The organism is Pseudomonas sp. FW305-20 (genome assembly GCF_058788075.1).
This window is the reverse complement of sequence record NZ_JBYTAJ010000015.1, coordinates 100,094-124,979: the sequence shown is the minus strand read 5'-3', so window position 1 is coordinate 124,979 and position 24,886 is coordinate 100,094. Positions and strand designations below refer to the sequence as shown.

Here is a 24,886-nt window from a genome sequence, read left to right as displayed (position 1 = left end):
AGTGGCGATTCCTGTCATTTGTCCGGGCTGTCGATGGTCAGTGTTTGCTGCGCTGTGGTGCTGCTGGCCAGAGGCTGGCTGCGACCGATCCATTCGCCGGCAGTGGGTTTGCCGGCGCGGGAGATGCGCGCAACCAGTTGGACTTCAGGGAAGTTCGACAGTTTCAACTGCGGCATCATTGCATCGGCGTCGCCCAGCTCGACGGTCGCCGGCAAGTCGGCCACGGTCAAGCGCTTGGCGGCCAATGGCGCAGGAGGCCCTGCGGTGGCGCGGGCGAAGATGAAGACGCTGTCGCCCGGCTGAACCTTGGCTTTCAGCTCGGGTGCCAGGTCCACTCGCACCTTGAGCACTGCCGCCACCTTGGCAGCCGGCGCCTGGGCCACCTTGCCGCCGCTGGCTTCAAGTTTCTCTGTGGCCCGAGTGATGCCGCCTTGCAGCGCGGCGCGGGAACCGTCTTCCGGCGGCAGTTGCACCAACAGGCGATTCCAATAGTCGATGGCGTCCTGATAACGCTGGCTTTCAAAGGCAGCGATACCGAGCAAGCCAAGGCTGGTGACTTCTTTCGGATCGGCTTTGAGCGCTTCGTCGGTCAGGGCCTGGACCTTGTCCGACCACTTCTTGCCGTCGGCGAAGTACTGGGCCTGAGCCCATTGACCCAACAGCTCCGGCTGACGACCGGCCAGGCTCACCGTGCGTTCGAAGATCTTCGCCGCATCGCCAGGGCGATCCTGCGCCATGTACGTGCGACCGAGGAAATACAGGCCTTCAGCCGAATCCGGCTGAGCCGCGACCGCACGTTCCAGGCGACGGGTCATCTCTTCCATCGACTGCGGCGCCTGGGAGAATTCACGGGTCAGTTCGACCTTGTCGCTCGCCCCAAAATGCAGATAGAGGCCAAGACCCAGCACCGGCACCAGAATCGCCGCCAGCAAGGGCCACGGTTTGCCCAGGCGGGACACGCGAGGCGCCTCGACGCCTTCAGTGTCGGCGAGCAATTCACGGGCGGCTTCGGCGCGACCGGAGTCCATTTGCGTGGCGTCGAGAACGCCCTCTTCCTGCTGAGTCTGCAACTCAGCCACGCGCTCCTGATACAGCGCGACGTTCAGCGCCGTACGGTCCTCTTCAAGCTGGGCGCGACGACCACGCAGAACGGGAATCAGCAGAAAACTCAGGGCAACCAGAAGCAGCAGACCTGCAGCGAGCCAGAAATCAATCATTCTTGGTTTTATCCAACAGGTGGTCGAGGCGCTCACGCTCCTCGGCAGAGAGCTCATCCTTGGTGTCAACGCGTTGCACGCGACGACGCCGGACGATCACGGCGATGATCACAAAACCGCCCAGCAGCAGGCCGGCAGGGCCGAACCAGAGCACAGCAGTCTTGGCGTTCAGAGCAGGCTTGTAACGGACGAAATCACCGTAGCGGTCAACCATGAAGTCGATGATCTGCTGGTTGTCCTTGCCCTCGCCGAGCATGCGAAAAATCTCTTTGCGCAGGTCGGCGGCGATCGGTGCGTTGGAATCGGCAATGTCCTGATTCTGGCACTTGGGGCAACGCAGCTCTTTGGTCAGCTCGCGAAAACGCTCGCGATCACCTTCTTTGGCGAACTCGTAGGTATCGATGGCCGCGTGCGCCACGCCGGCCATGCTCAAGCCCAATACCGCGGCGGCTATCCAGCGCTTCATGGCTTGGCCTCATCAACCAGCGCCTGATACTTGGCCGCCAGTTTTTCACGCCAGACCTGTTCGTCGATCACGCCAACGAACTTGTCGCGGATGATGCCCTTGGCGTCGATGAAGAAAGTTTCCGGAGCGCCGTAAACGCCGAGGTTCAAACCCAAAGTGCCTTCATCGTCACGGATGTCCAGCTGGTACGGATTGTGGAATTCCGCCAGCCACTTCAAGGCGTCAGCGTTGATGTCCTTGTAGTTGATGCCGTAGATCACCACGCCTTTCTCGGCCAGTTTGTTCAGCACCGGATGCTCGACCCGGCAGGAAATGCACCAGGTGCCCCAGACGTTAACCAACGCTGGTTTACCCAGAATATCGTCCCGGGTCAGGGTTTTGTCGCCCTGCACCGCCGGCAGGGAAAACTCCGGGAACGGTTTGTTGATCATCGCCGAAGGCAACTCGGCCGGGTTCAGGAACAGACCGCGATAAAGGAAAACAGCCACCAGCAGGAAAATCGCCAGGGGCAACAGCATCAACCAACGTCTCATGCCGTGGCTCCCGTCATGCCCAGCGCTTCACGCACACGGCTATTCACCTTGACCCGGTAACGGCGATCCAATGCCGCGAGCAACCCGCCCAAACCGGTGAGCAAACCACCGAACCAGATCCAGCGCACGAACGGTTTGACGTGAACGCGCACAGCCCAGGCGCCATCGCCCAACGGCTCGCCGAGTGCAACGTAGAGGTCGCGGGTGAAACCGGCGTCGATCCCGGCTTCGGTCATCACCGAGTTCTGCACGGTGTAGAGGCGTTTTTCCGGGTGTAGCACGCTGATTTCCTTGCCGTTGCGGATCACCCGAACGGTGCCTTTGTCGGAGGTGAAGTTCGGGCCTTCGAAATGCTTGGCGCCTTCGAATACGAACTGGTAACCGCCCAGGTCCATGGACTCACCCGGCGCCAGACGCAGGTCGCGCTCGGCACTGTTCTGGCTCGACAGCACAACGCCAAGGGCACACACGGCGATGCCGAGGTGAGCGACCTGCATGCCCCAATAACTGCGGGTCAAGGTCGGCAGGCCTTTGATCAGGCCTTTGTGGCGAGTCTTGTCGAAGATGTCACGCACACCGGCCAGCAACACCCAGGCGGCGAGCATGAACGTCGCAATCACTGCCCAATTGAAATCGCCATAAGCGATACCGGCGACCACGGCCAGCGCGGCGCTGCCGAGCAACACCGGGGTCAGCATGCTCATCAGCCATTTGACCGGGGTGTCTTTCCAGCGCACCAGCATGCCGACCGCCATCACCACCATCAGCAAGGCCATCAAAGGAATGAACAGTGCGTTGAAGTACGGCGGGCCGACCGACAGCTTGGCGCCCGTCATTGCATCGAGGATCAGCGGATACAACGTGCCCAGCAGAATCATCGAGGCTGCCACCACCAGCACCAGGTTGTTACCCAGCAGCAGGGTTTCCCGGGACCAGAGGTTGAAGCCAACGTGGCTCTTCACCACGGGAGCGCGCAGGGCGAACAACGTCAGCGAACCACCGACCACAAACAGCAGGAAGATCAGGATGAACACACCGCGCTCAGGGTCGGACGCAAAGGCGTGAACCGAGGTCAGCACGCCGGAACGCACGAGGAAGGTCCCCAGCAAACTCAACGAGAACGCGGCGATGGCCAGCAACACGGTCCAGCTCTTGAACACGCCCCGTTTTTCCGTGACCGCCAACGAGTGAATCAGCGCCGTACCCACAAGCCATGGCATGAAGGAGGCGTTTTCCACCGGGTCCCAGAACCACCAGCCGCCCCAGCCGAGTTCGTAGTACGCCCACCATGAACCGAGAGTGATACCGATACCGAGGAAGGCCCAGGCGACGATGGTCCACGGACGGGACCAGCGAGCCCATGCCGCATCAAGCCGACCGCCCAGCAGTGCAGCGATGGCGAAAGCGAAGGCCACGGAGAAACCGACATAACCCATGTACAGCATCGGCGGGTGAACGATCAGGCCGATGTCTTGCAGCAGTGGGTTGAGATCGCGACCGTCCGTGGGAATCTGCGGCAGGATGCGGGCGAAAGGGTTCGAGGTGAGGATCAGGAACAGCAGGAAACCGGTGCTGATCATGCCCATCACCGCCAGCACGCGCGCCAGCATCACTTGCGGCAACTGCCGGGAGAACACCGACACCGCAAAGGTCCAGCCGCCGAGGATCAACGCCCACAGCAGCAACGATCCTTCGTGCGCGCCCCACACAGCGCTGAACTTGTAGTACCACGGCAAGGCGCTGTTGGAGTTGCTGGCAACGTAGGCGACGGAGAAATCGTCGGCCATGAAGGCGTAGGTCAGGCAGCCGAAGGCGAACAACAGAAACGCGAATTGCCCCCAGGCGGCCGGCTGGGCCAGGCTCATCCACAAGCGGTCACCACGCCAGGCACCGAACAACGGCACCACGGCCTGAACCAGCGCGAAACACAGCGCCAGAATCATGGCCAGGTGGCCGAGTTCAGGGATAAACAGTCCGGACATCATCGATCAACCCTCCTTCGCGGGCGTTGGAGCAGATTGACCACTGTCTTTCAAAGCCTTGGTCACTTCCGGCGGCATGTACTTTTCATCGTGCTTGGCCAGCACTTCGTCGGCCACCACCACGCCGTCGGCGTTGAGCTTGCCCAGGGCAACGATGCCCTGCCCTTCGCGGAACAGGTCCGGAAGGATGCCGCGATAAGTGATGGTCACGGATTTACTGAAGTCAGTGACGACAAATTTCACGTCCAGCGAATCGCCGGAACGTTGCAGCGAACCTTTTTCGACCATGCCGCCAGCGCGGATGCGCGTGTCTTGCGGGGCTTCGCCGTTGGCGATCTGGGTCGGGGTGTAAAACAGATTGATGTTTTGCTGCAGGGCGCTCAGGGCCAGACCGACGGCAGCGCCGACACCGACCAGGATCGCGAGAATGATGATAAGACGCTTTTTGCGCAGCGGATTCACTTGCCGTTCTCCCGGCGCAGACGACGCGCCTCTTGTTGCAGATACCGCTTGCGGGCCAGGATTGGCGCCGCCACGTTGAGGGCCAGCACCGCCAGGCTGATGCCATAGGCGGACCAGACATACAGGCCGTGATGGCCCATGGCGAGAAAGTCGCCGAATGAAGCGAAACTCATCGAGCGACCTCCAGACTGTTCTGCACTTCGGCCTTCACCCAGCTCGCCCGGGCTTCGCGCTTGAGCACTTCAAGGCGCATGCGCAGCAGCAGCACCGCGCCGAAGAAACAGTAGAACCCCAGCGCCGTCAGCAGCAGTGGCAGCCACATCTCGACGGGCATTGCCGGTTTTTCGGTGAGGGTGAACGTCGCGCCCTGGTGCAGCGTGTTCCACCACTCCACCGAGTACTTGATGATCGGGATGTTGATCACGCCGACAATCGCCAATACCGCGCAGGCCTTGGCGGCACTGTCACGATTGCTGATCGCGTTGCCCAGCGCAATAAGACCGAAGTACAGAAACAGCAGAATAAGCATGGACGTAAGTCGTGCATCCCAGACCCACCACGAACCCCAGGTCGGTTTGCCCCAGATCGCGCCGGTAACCAGCGCCACGGCGGTCATCCAGGCGCCGATGGGCGCGGCGCATTGCAGGGCGACGTCGGCCAGTTTCATCTTCCACACCAGCCCGACGATGCCACAGATCGCCAGCATCACGTAGATGGACTGGGCCAGGATGGCGGCCGGAACGTGGATATAAATGATGCGAAAGCTGTTGCCTTGCTGGTAATCCGGCGGCGCAAAAGCCAGGCCCCACACGACACCAACGCTGATCAGCAGCAACGCCGCGACACTCAGCCACGGCAGCAGTTTGCCGCTGATGCCGTAAAACCATTTGGGCGAGCCAAGCTTATGAAACCAGGTCCAGTTCATTACTGTTTCCATCACGGTTGCTGCTCGCCATCACGAAGCAGCCAAAAAGGGTCTTTACTGGTTAAAAAATAACCAGACCTCATTATTCGCCGACGCTGATCTTCAGGCCAGCAGCGATTGCAAAAGGTGTCAGGGTTATCGCCAGGGCGGTCAGGCTACCAAGCCACAAGAGATAACCGGTCGCCGGCATCCCCTGCAATGCCGCCTGCAAGGCGCCACTGCCGAGAATCAACACCGGGATGTACAACGGCAGAATCAGCAGCGCCAGTAACAGGCCACCGCGCTTCAATCCCACCGTCAGGGCCGCGCCCACCGCACCGAGCAGGCTCAGCACCGGTGTACCCAGCAACAAGGAAAGCAGCAACACCGGCAGACAGGCGGTTGGCAAACCAAGCATCAATGCCAGTAACGGCGCGAGCAAAACCAGTGCCAGGCCAGAGAAGGACCAGTGTGCCAGTACCTTGGCCAAAACCAGAAGAGGCAGGGGGTGCGACGAAAGGACCCACTGTTCAAGCGATCCGTCTTCGAAATCACTGCGGAAAAGCCCGTCCAGCGAGAGCAAAACCGATAAAAGCGCTGCTACCCAGACCAGTCCCGGAGACAAGGTTTGCAACAATTGAGACTCGGGGCCGACCGCCAGCGGGAACAGGGAAACGACGATCGCGAAGAATACGAGCGGATTGGCCAACTCCGCCGGACGGCGGAACAACAATCGGGCTTCACGGGCGACCAACAGGCCGAAAACACTCATACGGCCCAATTCCCCAAGTCAATGTCGCGATAGCCGGCCGGCATCCGGGTCAGCGTGTGGTGAGTGGTCAAGACCACCATGCCGCCGCGCTCGCAGTGTGCGGCCAGATGTTCTTCGAGTTGCGCCACGCCTTGTTTGTCGAGCGCGGTGAATGGCTCATCGAGGATCCATAGCGGCGGGCTTTCCAGGTACAACCGCGCCAACGCGACCCGGCGTTGCTGCCCGGCAGACAGCGTATGGCAAGGAACATCCTCGAACCCCCGCAGTCCCACAGCCGCCAGCGCTTGCCAGATCGCCTCCTGGGAGGCAGGTTGATGCAAGGCGCACAGCCAGCTCAGGTTTTCTTCCGGCGTCAGCAAATCCTTGATCCCGGCGGCATGGCCGATCCACAGCAGGTTGCGCGCCAGCTCAAAGCGTTGCTCGTTCAATGGCTGGCCGTTGAGCAGCACCTGGCCGGCAGTCGGCTGCATCAGCCCGCAAAGCAGGCGTAAAAGGCTGGTCTTGCCGCTGCCGTTGGGGCCGCTGATTTGCAACATTTCGCCACTGGCCAGTCTCAATTCGAGATTTTCGAAGAGCAGCCGAAGGTCTCGCTCACAGGCGAGGGCAACGGTTTGCAGGACAGGACTGGTCAAGAGATCACGGGCCTTTTGGGTTCAAGTCGGCAGTGGAGCAGCCGTTAAAGATATGCAGGATAAATGCATTGGCGGCCCGTTCTAAGGAGCTGGATCAAGTATTTGAAATGTTTTCAGCGCCCCGGATACAACGGGGCCGCATTATACATGCCATGCCCTACTCTAAAGAGGGCAATTTCCTCAGGTTGTGACCGCGTATGACAGGCGAAATGAACATCCTTCCGCTCCCGCAAACCACGCCCGCGACTTCGCGACCGCTGGTGGTGAGTGGCGACCTGCTGAAGTTACTGACGCCGATGGAGGGCCTGATCACGGCCGGTCAGACCGCCAAGGCTGAAGTGCTGTCGCTCAAGCAGGCGGATCAGACCTTTCAACTGTTGCTCAAGGTCACCCTCGACAGCGGCCGTCAGACCACGGTCCAGGCCACCAGCAGCCAACCACTGCCTCAGGGCACCAGCCTGGCGATCACTCAGCCGTCGGCGAGTAATCTGGCCGTTACCGTGCAACAGGCCATCGCCTCCAGCGTCGCCACGCTCACTCGTATCGACACGACACAACTGCCCGTCGGCACCCTGCTGCAAGGCAAAGTGCTGACCTCCCAGGTGTTGCCACAGGTGCCGGGCCAGCCGACGGTGTTTCGCTCGATGGTGAGTTTGCTCAACACCGCGTTGAGCGGCAGCACCCTGAACATCGACAGCCCCACGCCCCTGCGCATCGGCACCTTGCTGAGCGCGCTGGTGCAGGACACCCAGACATTGAAGTTCGTGCCGTTGAGCAGCCGCCAGGAGCAATTGGCGGTGAGCCAACAACTGGTCAGCCAACAGAGTCGTCAAGGCTCGCTGGATGGCCTGCTCAAACTCCTGCAAAACCTGCCGCCCTCGAACCAGACGTCCAGTGACCTGCGTGCCGCCGTCGACAAGTTGCTCGCCGGCCTGCCCGATGTTCAACAACTCAGCACGCCAAAGGGGCTGGCCCAGGCACTGGCCAATAGTGGGCTGTTCCTTGAAGCCAAATTGCTCAGCGGTCAGAACCCGGCGCTGGCCGCGGACATGAAAGGTGATCTGCTCAAGCTCATCGCACAATTGACCCCAAGCCTGCCGGCCAACACCAATCTCAACGCGATCATTGCCGCCAACACCCTGGCCCAGGCCATGCCGAACTTCGTGCGCAGTGCCCTCGGCATGCTCGGTCAGGTCAGCGCCAAACCGCAGCCAACCAGCTTCCCGCTGCCCGAGCGCCTGCTCAAAAGCTTGGACGGCGAAGGCGACCTCGAGCACTTGCTGCGTTTGGCAGCCGCGGCGGTTTCACGCCTGCAAAGCCATCAACTGTCGAGCCTGGAACAGACCGGCGTCACTGACGACGGTCGGTTGATGAGCACGTGGCAACTGGAAATCCCGATGCGCAATCTGCAGGACATCGTGCCGTTGCAGGTCAAGTTCCAGCGCGAAGAAGCACCCGAGAAAGAACAACAAAACGAACGCCGCGACGAGCGCGAACCCAAACAACAATTGTGGCGAGTGGACCTGGCGTTCGACATGGAGCCCTTGGGCCCATTGCAGATTCAGGCACAACTGATCAAAGGCAGCCTGTCCAGCCAGCTCTGGGCCGAACGCCCGTACACCGCCAGCCTGATCGAAAGTCATCTGGCCGAACTGCGCCAACGACTGCTGGCGTCCGGCCTGAATGTCGGCGATCTCGATTGCCACCTCGGCACGCCGCCACAAGGCCCTCAAACCCGCCTCGAACAACGCTGGGTCGACGAAACCGCATGAAAAACCCCAACACCCCGCGCCAGGCCGTCGCCCTCAAGTACGACGGCAGCCACGCCCCTACCCTCACGGCCAAAGGTGACGAAGCACTGGCCGAAGCCATCCTGAAGATTGCCCGCGAGTGCGACGTCCCGATCTACGAGAACCCCGAGTTGGTGAAACTGCTGGCGCGGATGGAACTGGGAGAGAGTATTCCGGAGGAGTTGTATCGGACGATTGCCGAGATCATTGCGTTTGCGTGGAATTTGAAGGGTAAGTTTCCCGAGGGGCAGGATCCGAATGCGCCGATGGTGGAGAAGGACATAACCGATCGCGGCGACGACTATTGATCGTTCCCACGCTCTGCGTGGGAATGCAGCCGGTGACGCTCCGCGTCACATTCAACAGCGGAACGCGGAGCGTCCCAAGAGGCATTCCCACGCAGAGCATGGGAACGATCTTGGGTAGGCATCAGTTCTTGTGCAACTTGCTCATCAACTCCGCCTCAGCCTGGGTCAAGCCGCAGGACTGAGTCAGTTCATCGACGCTCGCACCCATACCGACCAGTTTTGCCGCCTGGGCAAACGACAGGCTCGACGGATCGCGCTGTTCCAGCTGAGCCAGTTTGTCCGGCAACGGACCAACCACCGCACGCAGTTCGTGCAGGTCTTCGCCCATGCGCACGTTGCCGCTTTGGTAGTCCTCGACGCGCTTGGCCAGGTCCTTGATGCGCTGATCACGCAACGCATCGCCCTGGGCCTGTTGCGCGGCGATCAGTCGTTGGCCTCGTATGTACGCCAGAAACATCGCCAGCGTGCCTGCCCAAAAGAGGAACAGGACAATGACCGCTACCTCAAGAATCAATCAGATGTTCTCCAGGTCCGACCATTCTTCTTCGCTCATCATCTTGTCCAGCTCGACCAGGATCAGCAGTTCGTTGTTCTTGTTGCACACGCCTTGAATGAACTTGGCGGATTCTTCGTTACCGACGTTCGGCGCGGTCTCGATTTCCGACTGACGCAGGTAAACCACTTCGGCCACGCTGTCGACCATGATCCCGACGACTTGCTTGTCGGCTTCGATGATGACGATTCGGGTGTTGTCGCTGATCTCGGCATTCATCAGGCCGAAGCGCTGGCGGGTGTCGATCACGGTGACCACGTTGCCGCGCAGGTTGATGATGCCCAGCACGTAGCTCGGGGCACCCGGGACCGGGGCGATCTCGGTGTAACGCAGGACTTCCTGAACGCGCATCACGTTGATGCCGTAGGTTTCATTGTCCAGTTTGAAGGTTACCCATTGCAGGATCGGATCTTCAGAACCTTTTGCATTCGTCGCTTGATTACTCATACCCTGACCCCTCGAAAAACCGCTTCTGGCGGTGTGTGTTCTGTAGGCGGCATTCAACAATGCCGTCGCATACTTGTTATGTCGGCAGCTATGTCGGTTTGTGTAGCGGCTTGCTGCCGCTCATGTGCTTTGCCCCGCCGCTGGCGATCAACTCGGCCAGGGCGGAAACGTCCAGCAGCGCACACATGTGCTCAATCACCGTGCCGGCGAGCCATGGCCGCTGACCTCGGTGACTTCTCCATTTGATTTCGTTCGGGTCCAGGCGCAACGAGCGGCTGACCTGATGCACCGCCAGCCCCCATTCGTAGCCCTGAACCGAAATAACGTATTGCAGGCCTTGGCGGAAATCGTCGCGGTAACGGTCGGGCATGACCCAACGCGCGGTGTCCAACACTTTCAGGTTGCCGGCCTGGCTCGGCAGGATCCCGAGGAACCACTCCGGCTGACCGAACAGCGGTGTCAGCTCGTGGCCGGCCAACGAATAAATCGAACCCAGACACACCAGCGGCACCGCGAGGGTCAGCCCGGCGACGTCGAACAACAGGCATTCGAACGGCTCGGCAGCCCAGGACGGGCGACCATCGGTTTCCACGGGTGGCGGCGTATTGCTCGGTGGCCGGTGGACTTCTACAACCGGCGGCACAAGCGCTTGCAGCAACGGTGCGATGGTCGATACCGGCGCCAGCATCGGTGCAGGTGCTTCGACCAGCGCCACTGGGGCCTTCGCCACGGGCGCCGCTACCGGTGCGGCAACCACGGCGGGGTTCTGCGCATCGCGAGCCTGCTCTTCAAGAACCGCTGCCTGGAACTCGTCCAGCGCCGCTTCAACTTCGACCGCTTCGACAACTTCAATGACTTCAACCAGTGCTTCGACTTCCAGCGGCAACTCTTCAGTCGCCTCCATCAGCAAGCTGTCCAGATAAGACTGGAGAGCCAGTTGCGGGCGCGAGGTGACCTTCACGGGCCGGTTCATGCGCGCACCACCGTAGGAGCTGTGTTCATCAGGCCACCGTCGGGACAAGTTGTGCGGCCAGCAAATGCTTGAGCAACGCGCGATAAGCCAGCACCCCACGGCTCTTGCCGTCGAACTGCGAAGGCGTCACGCCGGCACGGCTGGCGTCGCGCAAGCGGGTATCGACCGGGATGTAGCCCTGCCAGATTTCTTCCGGGTACTTGTCGCGCAATACTCGCAGCGTGCTGAGAGAAGCCTGCGTGCGGCGGTCGAACAGGGTCGGCACGATGCTGAACGGCAGCGCCTGTTTACGCGAACGGTTGATCATCGCCAGGGTATTGACCATGCGTTCCAGGCCTTTGACCGCCAGGTGTTCAGTCTGCACCGGAATGACCAATTGCTGGCTCGCCGCCAAGGCATTGACCATCAGCACGCCAAGCAACGGCGGGCTGTCGATCACGGCGTAATCGAAGTCCTGCCAAAGTTGCGCCAGGCTCTTGGCAATCACCAGGCCCAAGCCGCTCTGTCCCGGCGACTGGCGCTCGAGGGTAGCGAGTGCGGTGCTTGATGGCAGCAGGGAAATACTTTCGTGGCTGGTGGGCAACAGCAACTGACCGGGCAAACCTTGCGGCACACTGCCCTTGTGCAGGAACAGGTCGTAGCTGCTGTGTTCCAGACTGTCGGGGTCGTAACCGAAGTAGCTGGTCATGGAGCCGTGGGGGTCGAGATCGACCACGACCACGCGCTTGCCCGCCTCGGCCAGCAAACCGGCTAAAGCGATAGAGGAAGTGGTTTTACCAACACCACCCTTTTGATTGGCAACGGCCCAGACTCTCATTCGGATTGTTCCTCCCGGTCGAAATGCCGACCGAGAAATAGCTCAACGTATTAATGCGGGTGACGGAGAATTGACGGCACTCTCTCGTCCCGGCGACTTGACCGGGGTCGGTGCAGTTTGTGTGCCAGCACGCTTCAACGCGGCATCCGGTTTCGCATTGGCCGTTCCGGTACCCGTGAGGCTGCGGCGTACATCAAGATTTCGTGACACCACCAATACCACGCGACGGTTACGCGCCCGCCCTTCGGCAGTGGCGTTGTTGGCCACTGGCTGGAACTCGCCGTAACCCACCGACGCCAGGCGACCCGGGTTCACACCCTGCATCGCCAGCATGCGCACGATGCTCGCCGAACGAGCCGAGGACAGCTCCCAGTTGGTCGGGTATTGCGCGGTGCGGATCGGTTGATCGTCAGTGAATCCTTCGACGTGAATCGGGTTGTCGAACGGTTTCAGAATCGCGGCAACCTTGTCGATGATGTTGAACGCGATGTCGCTGGGCATGGCGTCACCGCTGCCGAACAACAGGCTGGAATTGAGTTCGATCTCGACCCACAACTCGTTGCCGCGAATGGTCATCTGGTTGGAGCTGATCAGGTCGCCGAACGCCGCGCTGATGTCATCGGCGATGCTTTTGAGCGGATCGCTGGCACCCGCGATTCCGGCGTCGACCTGCTCGGCGTCTTTAACCAGCGGCTTGGCCGGGGTCACGGTCTGCGGTCGCTCGTCACCGATCGGGATCGGCTTGAGGGCGCGGTCGGAGTCGGTAAAGACCCCGATCAACGCTTCGGAAATAACCTTGTACTTGCCTTCGTTGATCGAAGAGATCGAGTACATCACCACGAAGAAAGCGAACAGCAACGTAATGAAGTCGGCGTATGAAACCAGCCAGCGTTCATGGTTTACATGTTCTTCAGGTTGCCGACGACGAGCCATAGTCCATTACCCCCATCAATCCATGAAGCCTTGAAGCTTCAACTCAATAGAGCGAGGGTTTTCACCTTCGGCGATCGACAGAATGCCTTCCAACAACATTTCGCGATAACGCGACTGCCGCAAAGCAACAGCCTTGAGTTTGGCGGCAATCGGCAGCAGCACCAGGTTGGCACTGGCCACGCCATAGATGGTCGCGACGAAGGCCACGGCAATGCCGCTACCCAGTTGCGAGGGATCGGCCAGGTTGCCCATCACGTGGATCAGCCCCATCACCGCACCGATGATGCCGATGGTCGGCGCGTAGCCGCCCATGCTTTCGAAGACTTTGGCGGCTTCGATGTCGCGGCTTTCCTGGGTGTAGAAATCCACTTCCAGAATGCTGCGAATCGCTTCCGGCTCGGCGCCATCCACCAGCAGTTGCAGGCCTTTGCGCGAGTAGTTGTCAGGTTCGGCGTCGGCCACCCCTTCCAGACCCAGCAGGCCTTCCTTGCGTGCGGTCAGGCTCCAGTTGACGACGCGATCGACGCCACCGGCGAGGTCTACGCGAGGTGGAAACAGGATCCAGGCCAGAATCTGCATGGCGCGTTTGAAGGCGCTCATCGGTGACTGCAGCAGCGCCGCACCGACGGTTCCGCCGATAACGATCAACGCCGCCGGGCCGTTGGCCAGGGCGCCGAGGTGGCCGCCTTCAAGGTAGTTGCCGCCAATAATGGCGACGAACGCCATGATGATCCCGATGAGGCTTAAAACATCCATCAGATACAAGCCTCGACCAAATGCTTGCCAATATCGTCCAGGCTGTACACCGCGTCAGCGAGTTCGGCTTTGACGATGGCCATCGGCATGCCGTAGATCACGCAGCTGGCTTCATCCTGCGCCCAGATTGCACTGCCGCCCTGTTTGAGCAGACGCGCGCCTTCACGACCATCGGCGCCCATGCCGGTCAATACGACCGCCAGAACTTTGTCACCGTAAGACTTGGCCGCGGAACCGAAGGTGATGTCCACGCACGGCTTGTAGTTCAGGCGTTCGTCGCCCGGCAGGATTTTCACCGCGCCACGGCCGTCGATCATCATTTGCTTGCCACCCGGCGCCAGCAACGCCAGGCCCGGACGCAGGATGTCGCCATCCTCGGCTTCCTTGACGCTGATGCGGCAGAGCTTGTCCAGACGCTCGGCGAAAGCCTTGGTAAAGGCCGCCGGCATGTGCTGGATCAATACGATCGGTGCGGGGAAACTGGCCGGCAACTGGGTCAGCACCCGCTGCAAGGCAACCGGGCCGCCAGTGGACGTGCCGATGGCGACCAGTTTGTAGGCTTTGCGTTTCGGCGCTGGCGACGACGAGGCTGGCGCAGGGGTACGCGCTGGAATCGGCGCCGGTGCCGGACGCGCAGGCGCGCTGCTGCCGTAGCTGCTGACGCTCGAAGGTGCAGGCGTCGGGGCGGGTGCGGCTACAGGTGCCGGAGCGCTGTAGGTGTTGGCGCGACGGTTACTGCGCGAGATGCTGAGAATCTTTTCGCACAGCAGTTGCTTGACCTTCTCCGGGTTGCGGGAGATGTCTTCGAAATTCTTCGGCAGGAAATCCACCGCGCCAGCGTCCAGCGCATCGAGGGTTACCCGAGCGCCTTCGTGGGTCAGCGAGGAGAACATCAACACCGGGGTCGGGCAGCGCTGCATGATGTGCCGCACTGCCGTGATGCCATCCATCATCGGCATCTCGTAGTCCATGGTGATCACGTCTGGCTTGAGGGCCAGCGCCTGATCAATCGCCTCTTTTCCGTTGGTCGCCGTGCCGACGACCTGGATATTCGGATCCGCTGAAAGAATTTCCGAGACGCGGCGGCGGAAAAACCCCGAATCGTCCACCACCAGGACTTTAACTGCCATAAACACTCCGTTAGGCGGAGCGAGGCTCAGTCGCCCCGCCCCACCAGAATCAAATACGCCGTGCGGCGTAACGCTTGAGCATGCTCGGAACATCGAGAATCAGCGCAATGCGGCCGTCACCGGTGATGGTGGCGCCGGACATGCCCGGGGTTCCCTGGAGCATTTTGCCCAATGGCTTGATGACCACTTCTTCCTGGCCCACCAGTTGATCGACGACGAAGCCGATCCGCTGCGTGCCCACCGAAAGGATCACCACATGGCCTTCGCGCTGCTCTTCGTGAGCGGCGGAACTGACCAACCAGCGTTTGAGGTAGAACAATGGCAGCGCCTTGTCCCGCACGATCACCACTTCCTGGCCGTCCACCACGTTGGTGCGCGACAGGTCGAGGTGGAAGATCTCGTTGACGTTCACCAGCGGGAACGCAAACGCCTGGTTGCCCAGCATGACCATCAGCGTCGGCATGATCGCCAGGGTCAACGGGACCTTGATGACGATCTTCGAGCCCTTGCCCTTGGTCGAGTAGATATTGATGGTGCCGTTGAGCTGGGCGATTTTGGTTTTCACCACGTCCATGCCCACACCGCGACCGGAGACGTCGGAAATTTCGGTCTTGGTCGAGAAACCCGGCGCGAAGATTAGGTTGAAGCAATCGGACTCGCTGAGACGATCCGCCGCATCCTTGTCCATCAAGCCTTTCTTCACGGCAATGCCGCGCAGAACGTCGGCGTCCATGCCCTTGCCGTCATCGGAGATCGACAGCAGGATGTGGTCGCCTTCCTGTTCAGCGGACAGGATCACCTTGCCGCTGCGCGGCTTGCCCATCGCTTCACGCTCGGCCGGCTCTTCAATACCGTGGTCGACCGAGTTGCGCACCAAGTGGACCAGCGGGTCGGCCAGGGCCTCGACGAGGTTCTTGTCGAGGTCGGTTTCTTCGCCGACCAGTTCCAGGTTGATCTCTTTCTTGAGCTGGCGAGCCAGGTCGCGAACCAGACGAGGGAAGCGCCCGAAGACCTTCTTGATCGGTTGCATCCGGGTCTTCATGACCGCGGTTTGCAGGTCGGCCGTGACCACGTCGAGGTTCGACACGGCCTTGGACATGGCTTCGTCGCCGCTGTTGAGGCCCAGACGGACCAAACGGTTACGCACCAGTACCAACTCGCCGACCATGTTCATGATTTCGTCGAGACGTGCGGTATCGACGCGCACGGTGGTCTCGGCTTCGCTGGCCGGTTTTTCCGCTGGCGGCGCAGACGCGGCACGAGCCGGGGCCGGGGTAGCAGCAGGCTTCGGCGCTTCGGCTTTAGGCTCGGGCGCTTTGGCGACAGGTTTCGCTGCAGCGGCAGGAGCCTTGGTGACAGGTGCCGAAACAGCGGCGCCAGTGCCGACTTCAGTGAACTTGCCTTTGCCGTGCAATTCGTCGAGCAGCGATTCGAACTCGTGATCGGAGATCAGATCGCCGCCAGCCGCTTTTGCGGTAGGCGCAGCCGGGGCCGGGACCGCAGCAATGGCCGACTCCAGCGCATCAACGGCAAAGTTGCCCTTGCCGTGCAGTTGATCGAGCAGTGCTTCGAACTCGTCGTCGGTGATATCGGAGCTGTCGCCTGGCGCTTTCGGGGCAACCGGTGCGGCTGGCGCCGAGGCTACCGCATCGACGGCGAACTGGCCTTTACCGTGCAGTTGATCGAGCAACGACTCGAACTCGGCATCGGTGATTTCGTCGCTGCCCGCTGCATTGCTGCTCGGCGCTGGCACAACTGCCGGGGCTTCTGCCTGAGCCTTGACGGCGTTCAGCGAGTCCAGCAGTTGTTCGAATTCGTTATCGGTGATGTCACCCGACTCGCTCTCGGCGGCAGGTTCTTCCACCACGCCAGCGACCGGTGCCGTTTCATCGGCGGTTTTCGGCTCGGCCAAACGGGCCAGTGCCGCCAGCAATTCTGGTGTGGCAGCCGTGATCGGGCTGCGCTCGCGGACTTCGGTGAACATGCCGTTCACCGCATCCAGCGCTTCAAGAACCACGTCCATCAGTTCCGAGTCGACGCGACGTTCACCCTTGCGCAGGATGTCGAACACGTTCTCGGCGATGTGACAGCACTCCACCAGCTCGTTGAGCTGGAGGAAGCCGGCGCCTCCTTTTACAGTGTGAAAACCGCGAAAAATTGCATTGAGCAAGTCCGCATCATCAGGTCGGCTTTCAAGCTCGACCAGCTGTTCGGACAGTTGCTCTAGAATCTCGCCGGCCTCAACCAGGAAATCCTGAAGGATCTCTTCATCGGCGCCGAAGCTCATGTGTAGGGGTGCTCCTAGAATCCAAGGCTGGAAAGCAAATCGTCTACATCGTCCTGACCGGACACAACGTCTTCTCTTTTATCGGCATGAATCTGCGGACCTTCACCCTGAGAGAGATGTTTTTGCGGATCTTTTTCTGCCAGCATCGCTTCACGGTCATGTTCGATGCCCGCAAAGCGGTCCACCTGACTGGCCATAAGCACGAGCTTGAGCAGGTTGCTTTCAACTTCGGTGACCAGTTGGGTCACGCGCTTGATCACCTGACCGGTGAGGTCCTGGTAATCCTGAGCGAGCAGAATGTCGTTGAGGTTGCTCGACACAACGCGATTGTCTTCGCTGCTGCGTGTCAGGAAACCGTCGACTCGCCGAGCCAGCTCGCGGAACTCTTCAGCCCCGACTTCGCGACGCATGAACCGTCCCCAATCGGTGCTCAAGGCCTGGGCTTCGTTGCTCAGGCCGTTGACCAGCGGCGTGGCGTTTTCCACCAGGTCCATGGTGCGGTTGGCCGCGGCTTCGGTCAGCTTGACCACATAACCCAAGCGCTCGGTGGCATCCGTGATCTGCGAGACCTCCTCGGCTTGCGGCATGTTCGGGTCAATCTGGAAATTGACGATCGCACTATGCAGCTCGCGAGTGAGCTTGCCCACTTCCTGATACAGGCCACGGTCACGGGTCTGATTGAGCTCATGGATCAGTTGCACAGCGTCGCCGAACCTGCCTTTTTCAAGGCTTTCGACCAGTTCGACCGCGTGTTTTTTCAGGGTCGATTCGAAATCGCCCTGTGAAGACTCGTTATGCTCCATAGCTCCCCCGTGGCGAAGTGGATCAACCGATGCGTTCGAAAATCTTTTCGATTTTGTCTTTCAACGCCTGGGCCGTGAAGGGTTTGACCACATAGCCGTTAACACCGGCCTGGGCCGCTTCGATGATCTGCTCGCGCTTGGCTTCAGCGGTGACCATCAGCACTGGCAGGTGCTTGAGCTTTTCATCCGCGCGTACGTGACGCAGCAGATCGATGCCGGTCATGCCAGGCATGTTCCAGTCCGTTACCAGAAAGTCGATGCTGCCGCTGTTGAGGACCGGGATCGCAGTGATGCCATCGTCAGCCTCGACCGTGTTGGTGAACCCAAGGTCACGCAACAGGTTTTTTATGATCCGCCGCATCGTTGAGAAGTCATCAACGATGAGGATTTTCATGTTCTTGTCCAATTCGACCTCCAAGCAGTCTTAAACGCGCCCAGCACCTGGACACGCCATTTCAATCAATCCGGCAATGCACTCGATGACTGTCTGGAGCACAACAGATCGTGACCGGCAAGGTTCAACACCCCACCAGCCGCGTTCGCAGTGCCCCCACACTGCCTTCAGCGCGCTCGCCACTCCCCCAAACGCCCCCGCAAACGGGCCGCGCACTGGCTATGTAACTGGCTGACCCGCGATTCGCTGACCCCCAGGACCTCACCGATTTCCTTGAGGTTCAGCTCTTCGTCGTAGTACAGCGCCAACACCAGTCGCTCACGCTCCGGCAAATTGGCAATCGCGTCCGCCAGCGCCGCCTGGAAGCGTTCATCTTCCAGATCGCGTGACGGCTCCAGATGTGCACTCGCGCCATCCTCGTGCAGCCCTTCGTGTTCGCCGTCCTGCAACAGATCGTCGAAACTGAATAACCGGCTACCCAGGGTGTCGTTCAAAATCCCGTAATAATCGTCGAGACTCAATTGGAGTTCGGCCGCAACTTCGTGATCTTTAGCGTCACGGCCGGTTTTAGCTTCAATCGAGCGAATGGCGTCGCTGACCATCCGGGTATTGCGGTGGACCGAACGTGGCGCCCAGTCCCCCTTGCGTACTTCGTCGAGCATCGCGCCGCGGATTCGAATGCCCGCGTACGTCTCGAAACTCGCGCCTTTGCTGGCGTCGTATTTGGTCGACACTTCAAGCAGGCCGATCATCCCGGCCTGGATCAGGTCTTCGACCTGGACACTGGCCGGCAGACGCGCCAGCAAGTGGTAGGCAATGCGTTTAACCAGTGGCGCGTAACGCTCGATCAGCTCGTACTGCGCGTCACGTGCCGACTTCTTGTAAAGGTTGTAGCCACCGGCTGTCATAGCACAGGTCCTGCGGTCTGTTGCACGAGGCGCTCGACGAAAAACTCCAGGTGCCCACGCGGGTTGGCAGGCAGCGGCCAGGTATCGACCTTCTGGGCAATGGCCTTGAACGCCAGTGAGCACTTGGACCGCGGGAAGGCTTCGTAGACGGCGCGCTGCTTCTGCACAGCCTTGCGCACGCTTTCGTCGTAAGGCACCGCGCCGACGTATTGTAAGGCGACGTCCAGGAAGCGATCCGTGACCTTGGTCAACTTGGCGAACAGGTTGCGCCCTTCCTGCGGGCTCTGGGCCATGTTGGCCAGGACGCGGAAGCGGTTCATGCCGTAATCGCGGTTCAGCAGTTTGATCAGTGCGTAAGCATCGGTAATCGAGGTCGGTTCGTCGCAGACCACCAGCAAGACTTCTTGCGCTGCACGGACGAAACTGACGACCGAGTCACCAATGCCCGCCGCGGTGTCGATCACCAGCACGTCGAGGTTGTCGCCGATATCGCTGAACGCCTGGATCAGGCCGGCGTGCTGGGCCGGGCTCAAATGAACCATGCTCTGTGTGCCGGACGCGGCCGGAACGATGCGGATGCCGCCAGGGCCCTGCAACAGTACGTCGCGCAGCTCGCAGCGGCCTTCGATCACGTCGGCCAACGTACGTTTGGGTGTCAGCCCCAGCAGGACGTCGACGTTCGCCAGCCCCAGATCGGCGTCCAACAGCATGACGCGCCGACCGAGCTCAGCTAGAGCCAGGGACAAGTTCACTGACACGTTAGTCTTCCCGACGCCACCTTTGCCGCCGGTCACCGCGATCACCTGTACGGGATGCATGCTGCCCATGAATTTCTTTACCTTGTCTTACTTAGACGGAGGCCACATTACTGGCTGCGCGTTCATTAACTGAACAATGCATGGCAGGCCATCGATGTAGGTACAAAAACTGTCATTAGTACCTCAGCCCACCTGCTTGGTCGGGCTGTGGTAAATATCAGCGAACATGTCAGCCATGGCTTCTTCGCTGGGTTCTTCTTGCATTTGCACGCTTACAGCGCGACTGACCAACTGATGACGACGCGGCAGATGCAAATCATCCGGGATCCGCGGGCCATCGGTCAGGTAGGCCACCGGCAGTTCATGACTGATGGCCAGGCTCAACACCTCGCCCAGACTTGCCGTTTCATCCAGTTTAGTCAGGATGCAGCCAGCGAGCCCACAACGCTTGTAACTGTGATAAGCGGCCGTTAGAACCTGTTTCTGGCTGGTGGTTGCCAAAACCAGATAATTTTTCGATTTGATGCCACGACCGGCCAGGCTTTCGAGCTGCATGCGCAGTGCCGGATCGCTGGCCTGAAGGCCCGCGGTATCGATCAGCACCACGCGTTTGCGCAGCAAGGGCTCCAGCGCCTGTACCAGTGACTGCCCCGGATCGACGTGAGTCACCGACACATTGAGGATCCGGCCCAACGTCTTGAGTTGTTCCTGAGCACCAATACGGAAACTGTCCATGCTGACCAGCGCGATGTTCTGCGCGCCGTACTTGAGCACGTAACGGGCCGCGAGCTTGGCCAGGGTGGTGGTCTTGCCCATGCCGGCAGGACCGACCATGGCAATCACGCCGCCCTCCTCCAGAGGCTCGACTTCCGGTGTGGCGATCATCCGCGCCAGGTGTGCCAGCAACATGCGCCAGGCCTGACGAGGTTCTTCAATATCGGTAATCAGCGCCAGCAAATCGCGCGACAACGGGCCGGACAGGCCGATGCGTTGCAGGCGACGCCAAAGATTGGCCTGGGCCGGACGGCTGCCTTGCAGCTGATTCCAGGCCAGGGAGCCGAGTTGCACTTCCATCAGTTCGCGCAGGCTGTTGAGCTCGAAACGCATCGAGTCGAACGCCCGTGGGTCGACGCCACCAGAGGCTGGTGCCGCAACCGGTGCAGGACGATGGGGTTCGGTGTACGTCGGTTCGATCAGCGGCTCGGCGGCGGTCAGTGGCAGGCCGGCGAACAATTGGCGATTGGTGGACTTGTCGCTCTCGCCATCGCTGCGCAGGCTCAGTTCGGCCTGGGCGGTGACGATCCGCGACTGGGTCTTGCGCAGCTCGTCTTCGAGTTCCATGTTCGGAACGCGCGGGGCCAGCGCCGACAATTTGTAATCCAGGGCAGCCGTCAGCTCGACGCCACCGGCGATCCGGCGGTTGCCAATGATGGCGGCATCAGCGCCCAGCTCATCACGAACCAGTTTCATGGCCTGACGCATATCGGCGGCGAAAAAACGCTTAACTTGCATAAACCACTACCTCAGCCGTTGGGCCCTACTGTCGCAACGATGGTCACTTGCTTGTTGTCAGGTATTTCCTGGTAAGCCAACACATGCAAACCCGGGACTGCCAATCGGCCGAATCGCGACAGCATCGCGCGAACCGGACCGGCGACCAGCAGAATCACCGGTTGACCTTGCATTTCCTGACGCTGCGCCGCGTCGATCAACGAACGTTGCAGTTTCTCAGCCATGCTTGGCTCCAGCAGAACACCCTCTTCCGAGCCTTGTCCTGCCTTCTGAAGACTATTGAGCAATATTTGTTCCAACCTTGGCTCCAGGGTGATCACTGGCAGCTCGGAGTCAGTGCCTACAATGCTTTGGACGATTGCACGGGATACGCCGACGCGCACCGCGGCCACCAGCGCGGCAGTATCTTGACTCTTGCTGGCGTTGTTGGCGATGGCCTCGGCAATGCTGCGGATATCGCGAACTGGCACCTGTTCGGCCAGCAACGCCTGCAATACTTTGAGCAGCTGCGACAGCGACACCACGCCCGGCACCAGTTCTTCAGCCAGTTTTGGCGAGCTTTTGGCCAGCAATTGCATGAGTTGCTGCACTTCTTCGTGACCGATCAACTCACTCGAATGCTTGTAGAGAATCTGGTTCAAGTGGGTTGCCACTACCGTACTGGCATCGACCACGGTGTAACCGAGGGATTGGGCCTGGGCACGCTGGCTGATTTCGATCCAGACCGCCTCCAGGCCGAAAGCCGGATCTTTGGCGGTAATGCCGTTGAGCGTGCCGTAGACCTGGCCCGGGTTGATCGCCAACTCGCGATCCGGGTAAATCTCCGCTTCGGCCAGGATCACCCCCATCAGGGTCAGGCGGTAGGCACTTGGCGCCAGGTCGAGGTTGTCACGGATATGCACGGTCGGCATCAGGAAGCCCAGATCCTGGGACAGCTTCTTGCGCACGCCCTTGATTCGCGCCAGCAATTGACCACCCTGATTACGGTCCACCAAGGGAATCAGTCGGTAGCCGACTTCCAGGCCGATCATGTCGATCGGCGTGACGTCATCCCAGCCAAGCTCCTTGGTTTCCTGAGCGCGAGCCGGCGATGGCAGCAATTCCTGCTGACGCTTGACCTCTTGCAGGGCCTGTACCTTGACCACGTTCTGCTTCTTCCAGAACAGGTACGCGCCGCCCGCCGCCAGGGCTGCCATGCTGAGAAAGGAAAAGTGCGGCATGCCCGGCACGAGGCCCATCACCGCCATCAAACCCGCCGCCACCGCCAACGCTTTGGGCGAGGCGAACATCTGGCGATTGATCTGCTTGCCCATGTCTTCCGAGCCGGAAGCACGGGTCACCATGATTGCCGCAGCTGTCGATAAAAGCAGTGATGGCAATTGCGCCACCAAACCGTCACCGATGGTCAACAAGGCGTACACCCGACCGGCATCGCCGAAGGTCATGCCGTGCTGGAAGATACCGACCGCCATGCCGCCGATCAGGTTGATGAACAGAATCAGCAGGCCGGCAATGGCGTCACCGCGAACGAACTTGCTGGCACCGTCCATGGAACCGTAGAACTCGGCTTCCTGGGCCACTTCCATCCGGCGCAGCTTGGCCTGGTTCTGGTCGATCAGACCGGCGTTCAAGTCGGCGTCGATCGCCATTTGTTTACCAGGCATCGCATCGAGGGTGAAACGCGCGCTCACCTCGGAAATCCGTCCGGCACCCTTGGTCACCACGACGAAGTTGATGATCATCAAAATCGCGAAGACGACGATACCGACCACGTAGTTACCGCCGATCACCACCTCGCCGAAGGCCTGGATCACCTTACCGGCGGCGGCATGGCCGTCCTGACCGTGGAGCATCACCACCCGCGTGGAGGCCACGTTCAGCGCCAGTCGCAACAGGGTCGCCACCAGCAGGATGGTCGGGAACACCGCGAAATCCAGCGGCCGCAACGCGTAAACACAGACCAGCAACACGACAATCGACAACGCGATGTTGAACGTGAAGAACACGTCCAGCAGGAACGGCGGCACCGGCAACATCATCATCGCCAGCATGACCAGCAGCAACAACGGCACACCCAGATTGCCTCGACTCAGGTCGGCAACGTTTGTGCGTGCAGTGTTGAATAACTGAGAGCGATCCACCGGTTTTCCCCGTTCCTTTAAAGCAAACTTTTTGACGCCTGAAGCGGGCGCAGAGCGGCTACTGCAAGAAGCCTTCCAACTTTTGCAGAGGCGGGAAATAGAGGGGTTTATCAAGGAATTTGCAGTGCCTGGTCCGGCCGCTCAACGCCTGTAGCAGCTGTCGAGCCTGCGAGGCTGCGTCCGAGGACGAAGTCCTCGCCAGAGTTTCACGGCTGCTGCGCAGCCGAACGCAGCCTCGCAGGCTCGACAGCTGCTACACGCGCCTCTCTCAGGTGTCGCGCCGCAGGTCGGGCGGAATCGGCAGGTCGCCCTTCAGCGGATCCGGGCGCTTACCCTTGCCGGCACGGTGCTGGCGGATCTGGTAGACGTAAGCGAGCACCTGGGCGACAGCAAGGTAGAGCCCGCCAGGGATTTCCTGATCAAGCTCGGTGGAGTGGTAGATCGAACGCGCCAGTGCCGGCGACTCAAGCAGCAGCACTTCGTTGGCCACCGCGATTTCACGGATTTTCAAAGCCAGGAAGTCGCTGCCCTTGGCAATCAGCATCGGCGCCCCACCCTTGTCCGGGTCGTACTTGAGCGCTACGGCGTAGTGGGTAGGGTTGGTGATGACCACATCGGCGTCGGGGATCGCCGCCATCATCCGGCGCTGGGACATTTCGCGCTGCAACTGGCGAATACGCTGCTTGACCTCCGGTCGCCCTTCGGCTTCTTTATGCTCGTCACGCACTTCCTGCTTGGTCATCAGCAGTTTCTTGTGGCTTTCCCAAAGCTGCACCGGCACGTCCACTGCAGCGATGACGATCAGCCCGCAGGACATCCACAAGGTACTCCAGCCCACCACCTGCAGGCAGTGAATGACGGCCAGCTCCAACGGCTCGTGAGCGATGCGTATCAGGTCATCGATGTCTGACTTCAACACAAGCAGGGCCACAGCCAGAATGATCAAAAACTTCGCAAATGCCTTGAGCAGCTCCGCCACCGCCTTGAACGAAAACATTCGTTTGAGGCCGGCGGCAGGGTTCATCCGACTGAATTTCGGTGCCAGGGACCCCGCTGCGAATAGCCATCCACCCAGGGAGATCGGCCCGATCAACGCTGCCAACACCAGGGTGATCATGATCGGCTGAATCGCCAGCAAGGCTGTCAGCCCTGAATTCAACAGGTAAGTGCTCATGGAGCGCTGATCAAGAATGACTTCACGGGACAGGGAGAAATTCTGCCGCATCAGTTCCATCAATTCTTGCGCCAGCGCCCCGCCGAAAATCAGCAGCGCGACGGATCCGGCAATCATGATCGCAAGGGTGTTGAGTTCTTTCGAACGCGCGATCTCGCCCTTCTCGCGAGAATCCTTCTTGCGTTTCTCGGTGGGGTCTTCTGTTTTGTCCTGACCGCTTTCGCTCTCAGCCAT

The 24,886-nt window shown here is 60.4% G+C and carries 26 protein-coding genes; 2 read left to right on the top strand and 24 right to left on the bottom strand.

Going from position 1 to position 24,886, the window contains the following annotated elements; translation table 11 throughout:
* Positions 1-14 precede the first annotated feature (14 nt).
* From ccmI to ccmA, 9 genes are all read right to left on the bottom strand, one after another.
* A complete protein-coding gene (ccmI, locus tag AC3WP4_RS15390) occupies positions 15-1,217 on the bottom strand; it encodes a c-type cytochrome biogenesis protein CcmI (RefSeq protein WP_102615887.1) in 1,203 nt (400 codons plus the stop codon).
* Entirely contained in the window at positions 1,210-1,683 is a 474-nt protein-coding gene (locus tag AC3WP4_RS15385) for a cytochrome c-type biogenesis protein (protein WP_076030185.1), read from the bottom strand. The genes ccmI and AC3WP4_RS15385 overlap by 8 nt, the downstream gene beginning before the upstream one ends.
* Positions 1,680-2,216, bottom strand: coding sequence for a DsbE family thiol:disulfide interchange protein (locus AC3WP4_RS15380; protein ID WP_074874602.1), 537 nt, complete (start codon positions 2,214-2,216; stop codon positions 1,680-1,682). The genes AC3WP4_RS15385 and AC3WP4_RS15380 overlap by 4 nt, the downstream gene beginning before the upstream one ends.
* Positions 2,213-4,201 (bottom strand): heme lyase CcmF/NrfE family subunit, encoded by a 1,989-nt coding sequence (locus tag AC3WP4_RS15375; protein WP_102615888.1) that lies wholly within the window; start codon positions 4,199-4,201, stop codon positions 2,213-2,215. Before AC3WP4_RS15375 ends, AC3WP4_RS15380 begins: the two co-directional genes overlap by 4 nt.
* Before the next feature lie 3 nt (positions 4,202-4,204).
* The gene (gene ccmE, locus AC3WP4_RS15370) at positions 4,205-4,660 is read right to left on the bottom strand and encodes a cytochrome c maturation protein CcmE (RefSeq protein ID WP_074874600.1); all 456 of its coding nucleotides are present in this window, start codon (positions 4,658-4,660) and stop codon (positions 4,205-4,207) included.
* Entirely contained in the window at positions 4,657-4,833 is a 177-nt protein-coding gene (gene ccmD / locus AC3WP4_RS15365; protein ID WP_007894243.1) for a heme exporter protein CcmD, read from the bottom strand. Before ccmD ends, ccmE begins: the two co-directional genes overlap by 4 nt.
* The gene (locus tag AC3WP4_RS15360; RefSeq protein ID WP_074874599.1) at positions 4,830-5,585 is read right to left on the bottom strand and encodes a heme ABC transporter permease; all 756 of its coding nucleotides are present in this window, start codon (positions 5,583-5,585) and stop codon (positions 4,830-4,832) included. Before AC3WP4_RS15360 ends, ccmD begins: the two co-directional genes overlap by 4 nt.
* A gap of 82 nt (positions 5,586-5,667) precedes the next feature.
* Positions 5,668-6,336 (bottom strand): heme exporter protein CcmB, encoded by a 669-nt coding sequence (ccmB, locus tag AC3WP4_RS15355; RefSeq protein WP_008155797.1) that lies wholly within the window; start codon positions 6,334-6,336, stop codon positions 5,668-5,670.
* On the bottom strand, positions 6,333-6,968 hold the full coding sequence (ccmA, locus tag AC3WP4_RS15350) for a cytochrome c biogenesis heme-transporting ATPase CcmA (protein WP_074874598.1): 636 nt from the start codon (positions 6,966-6,968) through the stop codon (positions 6,333-6,335). The genes ccmB and ccmA overlap by 4 nt, the downstream gene beginning before the upstream one ends.
* Before the next feature lie 197 nt (positions 6,969-7,165).
* Here ccmA and fliK point away from each other — a divergent pair, with 197 nt between their 5' ends.
* Positions 7,166-8,740, top strand: coding sequence for a flagellar hook-length control protein FliK (gene fliK, locus AC3WP4_RS15345; protein WP_074874597.1), 1,575 nt, complete (start codon positions 7,166-7,168; stop codon positions 8,738-8,740).
* On the top strand, positions 8,737-9,066 hold the full coding sequence (locus tag AC3WP4_RS15340; protein WP_102615889.1) for an EscU/YscU/HrcU family type III secretion system export apparatus switch protein: 330 nt from the start codon (positions 8,737-8,739) through the stop codon (positions 9,064-9,066). Before fliK ends, AC3WP4_RS15340 begins: the two co-directional genes overlap by 4 nt.
* A gap of 121 nt (positions 9,067-9,187) precedes the next feature.
* On the opposite strand, the gene AC3WP4_RS15335 is transcribed toward AC3WP4_RS15340, so the two are convergent.
* From AC3WP4_RS15335 to flhB, 15 genes are all read right to left on the bottom strand, one after another.
* Positions 9,188-9,580: a DUF2802 domain-containing protein gene (locus AC3WP4_RS15335; RefSeq protein WP_056742068.1), complete on the bottom strand. Its 393-nt coding sequence runs from the start codon at positions 9,578-9,580 to the stop codon at positions 9,188-9,190.
* Entirely contained in the window at positions 9,581-10,066 is a 486-nt protein-coding gene (locus tag AC3WP4_RS15330; RefSeq protein ID WP_008155806.1) for a chemotaxis protein CheW, read from the bottom strand.
* 88 nt (positions 10,067-10,154) lie between these two features.
* Positions 10,155-11,039, bottom strand: a complete 885-nt coding sequence (locus tag AC3WP4_RS15325) for a CheW domain-containing protein (RefSeq protein WP_102615890.1) — start codon at positions 11,037-11,039, stop codon at positions 10,155-10,157.
* 28 nt (positions 11,040-11,067) lie between these two features.
* Entirely contained in the window at positions 11,068-11,856 is a 789-nt protein-coding gene (locus AC3WP4_RS15320; protein WP_074874587.1) for a ParA family protein, read from the bottom strand.
* Between the two features lie 42 nt (positions 11,857-11,898).
* Positions 11,899-12,789, bottom strand: coding sequence for a flagellar motor protein MotD (motD, locus tag AC3WP4_RS15315; protein WP_074874586.1), 891 nt, complete (start codon positions 12,787-12,789; stop codon positions 11,899-11,901).
* A gap of 15 nt (positions 12,790-12,804) precedes the next feature.
* A complete protein-coding gene (locus AC3WP4_RS15310; protein WP_074874584.1) occupies positions 12,805-13,545 on the bottom strand; it encodes a flagellar motor protein in 741 nt (246 codons plus the stop codon).
* The gene (locus AC3WP4_RS15305) at positions 13,545-14,675 is read right to left on the bottom strand and encodes a protein-glutamate methylesterase/protein-glutamine glutaminase (protein ID WP_102615891.1); all 1,131 of its coding nucleotides are present in this window, start codon (positions 14,673-14,675) and stop codon (positions 13,545-13,547) included. The genes AC3WP4_RS15310 and AC3WP4_RS15305 overlap by 1 nt, the downstream gene beginning before the upstream one ends.
* A 49-nt stretch (positions 14,676-14,724) precedes the next feature.
* Entirely contained in the window at positions 14,725-16,962 is a 2,238-nt protein-coding gene (locus AC3WP4_RS15300; RefSeq protein WP_102615892.1) for a chemotaxis protein CheA, read from the bottom strand.
* 14 nt (positions 16,963-16,976) lie between these two features.
* Entirely contained in the window at positions 16,977-17,765 is a 789-nt protein-coding gene (locus AC3WP4_RS15295) for a protein phosphatase CheZ (protein WP_074874578.1), read from the bottom strand.
* Positions 17,766-17,787: 22 nt separating this feature from the next.
* Positions 17,788-18,159 (bottom strand): chemotaxis response regulator CheY, encoded by a 372-nt coding sequence (locus AC3WP4_RS15290; protein ID WP_008072643.1) that lies wholly within the window; start codon positions 18,157-18,159, stop codon positions 17,788-17,790.
* A 167-nt stretch (positions 18,160-18,326) separates the two neighbouring features.
* Positions 18,327-19,067: an RNA polymerase sigma factor FliA gene (gene fliA / locus AC3WP4_RS15285; protein WP_074874576.1), complete on the bottom strand. Its 741-nt coding sequence runs from the start codon at positions 19,065-19,067 to the stop codon at positions 18,327-18,329.
* Positions 19,064-19,894, bottom strand: a complete 831-nt coding sequence (fleN, locus tag AC3WP4_RS15280) for a flagellar synthesis regulator FleN (protein ID WP_008001746.1) — start codon at positions 19,892-19,894, stop codon at positions 19,064-19,066. The genes fliA and fleN overlap by 4 nt, the downstream gene beginning before the upstream one ends.
* A gap of 114 nt (positions 19,895-20,008) precedes the next feature.
* The gene (flhF, locus tag AC3WP4_RS15275) at positions 20,009-21,337 is read right to left on the bottom strand and encodes a flagellar biosynthesis GTPase FlhF (RefSeq protein WP_074874574.1); all 1,329 of its coding nucleotides are present in this window, start codon (positions 21,335-21,337) and stop codon (positions 20,009-20,011) included.
* Positions 21,338-21,348: 11 nt separating this feature from the next.
* Entirely contained in the window at positions 21,349-23,478 is a 2,130-nt protein-coding gene (gene flhA, locus AC3WP4_RS15270; protein WP_074874572.1) for a flagellar biosynthesis protein FlhA, read from the bottom strand.
* A gap of 268 nt (positions 23,479-23,746) precedes the next feature.
* Positions 23,747-24,886: a flagellar biosynthesis protein FlhB gene (gene flhB / locus AC3WP4_RS15265; protein ID WP_102615893.1), complete on the bottom strand. Its 1,140-nt coding sequence runs from the start codon at positions 24,884-24,886 to the stop codon at positions 23,747-23,749.

Bases quoted from the DNA above. Each gene is read 5' to 3' on its own strand.
- ccmI (WP_102615887.1), bottom strand. From the start codon at position 1,217: ATGATTGATTTCTGGCTCGCTGCAGGTCTGCTGCTTCTGGTTGCCCTG.
- AC3WP4_RS15375 (WP_102615888.1), bottom strand. From the start codon at position 4,201: ATGATGTCCGGACTGTTTATCCCTGAACTCGGCCACCTGGCCATGATT.
- AC3WP4_RS15310 (WP_074874584.1), bottom strand. From the start codon at position 13,545: ATGGATGTTTTAAGCCTCATCGGGATCATCATGGCGTTCGTCGCCATT.
- motD (WP_074874586.1), bottom strand. From the start codon at position 12,789: ATGGCTCGTCGTCGGCAACCTGAAGAACATGTAAACCATGAACGCTGG.
- flhB (WP_102615893.1), bottom strand. From the start codon at position 24,886: ATGGCTGAGAGCGAAAGCGGTCAGGACAAAACAGAAGACCCCACCGAG.
- AC3WP4_RS15360 (WP_074874599.1), bottom strand. From the start codon at position 5,585: ATGAACTGGACCTGGTTTCATAAGCTTGGCTCGCCCAAATGGTTTTAC.
- AC3WP4_RS15300 (WP_102615892.1), bottom strand. From the start codon at position 16,962: ATGAGCTTCGGCGCCGATGAAGAGATCCTTCAGGATTTCCTGGTTGAG.
- fliA (WP_074874576.1), bottom strand. From the start codon at position 19,067: ATGACAGCCGGTGGCTACAACCTTTACAAGAAGTCGGCACGTGACGCG.
- flhF (WP_074874574.1), bottom strand. From the start codon at position 21,337: ATGCAAGTTAAGCGTTTTTTCGCCGCCGATATGCGTCAGGCCATGAAA.
- fleN (WP_008001746.1), bottom strand. From the start codon at position 19,894: ATGGGCAGCATGCATCCCGTACAGGTGATCGCGGTGACCGGCGGCAAA.
- ccmD (WP_007894243.1), bottom strand. From the start codon at position 4,833: ATGAGTTTCGCTTCATTCGGCGACTTTCTCGCCATGGGCCATCACGGC.
- fliK (WP_074874597.1), top strand. From the start codon at position 7,166: ATGACAGGCGAAATGAACATCCTTCCGCTCCCGCAAACCACGCCCGCG.
- AC3WP4_RS15380 (WP_074874602.1), bottom strand. From the start codon at position 2,216: ATGAGACGTTGGTTGATGCTGTTGCCCCTGGCGATTTTCCTGCTGGTG.
- AC3WP4_RS15340 (WP_102615889.1), top strand. From the start codon at position 8,737: ATGAAAAACCCCAACACCCCGCGCCAGGCCGTCGCCCTCAAGTACGAC.
- AC3WP4_RS15295 (WP_074874578.1), bottom strand. From the start codon at position 17,765: ATGGAGCATAACGAGTCTTCACAGGGCGATTTCGAATCGACCCTGAAA.
- AC3WP4_RS15290 (WP_008072643.1), bottom strand. From the start codon at position 18,159: ATGAAAATCCTCATCGTTGATGACTTCTCAACGATGCGGCGGATCATA.
- AC3WP4_RS15330 (WP_008155806.1), bottom strand. From the start codon at position 10,066: ATGAGTAATCAAGCGACGAATGCAAAAGGTTCTGAAGATCCGATCCTG.
- AC3WP4_RS15305 (WP_102615891.1), bottom strand. From the start codon at position 14,675: ATGGCAGTTAAAGTCCTGGTGGTGGACGATTCGGGGTTTTTCCGCCGC.
- AC3WP4_RS15325 (WP_102615890.1), bottom strand. From the start codon at position 11,039: ATGAACCGGCCCGTGAAGGTCACCTCGCGCCCGCAACTGGCTCTCCAG.
- ccmB (WP_008155797.1), bottom strand. From the start codon at position 6,336: ATGAGTGTTTTCGGCCTGTTGGTCGCCCGTGAAGCCCGATTGTTGTTC.
- AC3WP4_RS15385 (WP_076030185.1), bottom strand. From the start codon at position 1,683: ATGAAGCGCTGGATAGCCGCCGCGGTATTGGGCTTGAGCATGGCCGGC.
- AC3WP4_RS15320 (WP_074874587.1), bottom strand. From the start codon at position 11,856: ATGAGAGTCTGGGCCGTTGCCAATCAAAAGGGTGGTGTTGGTAAAACC.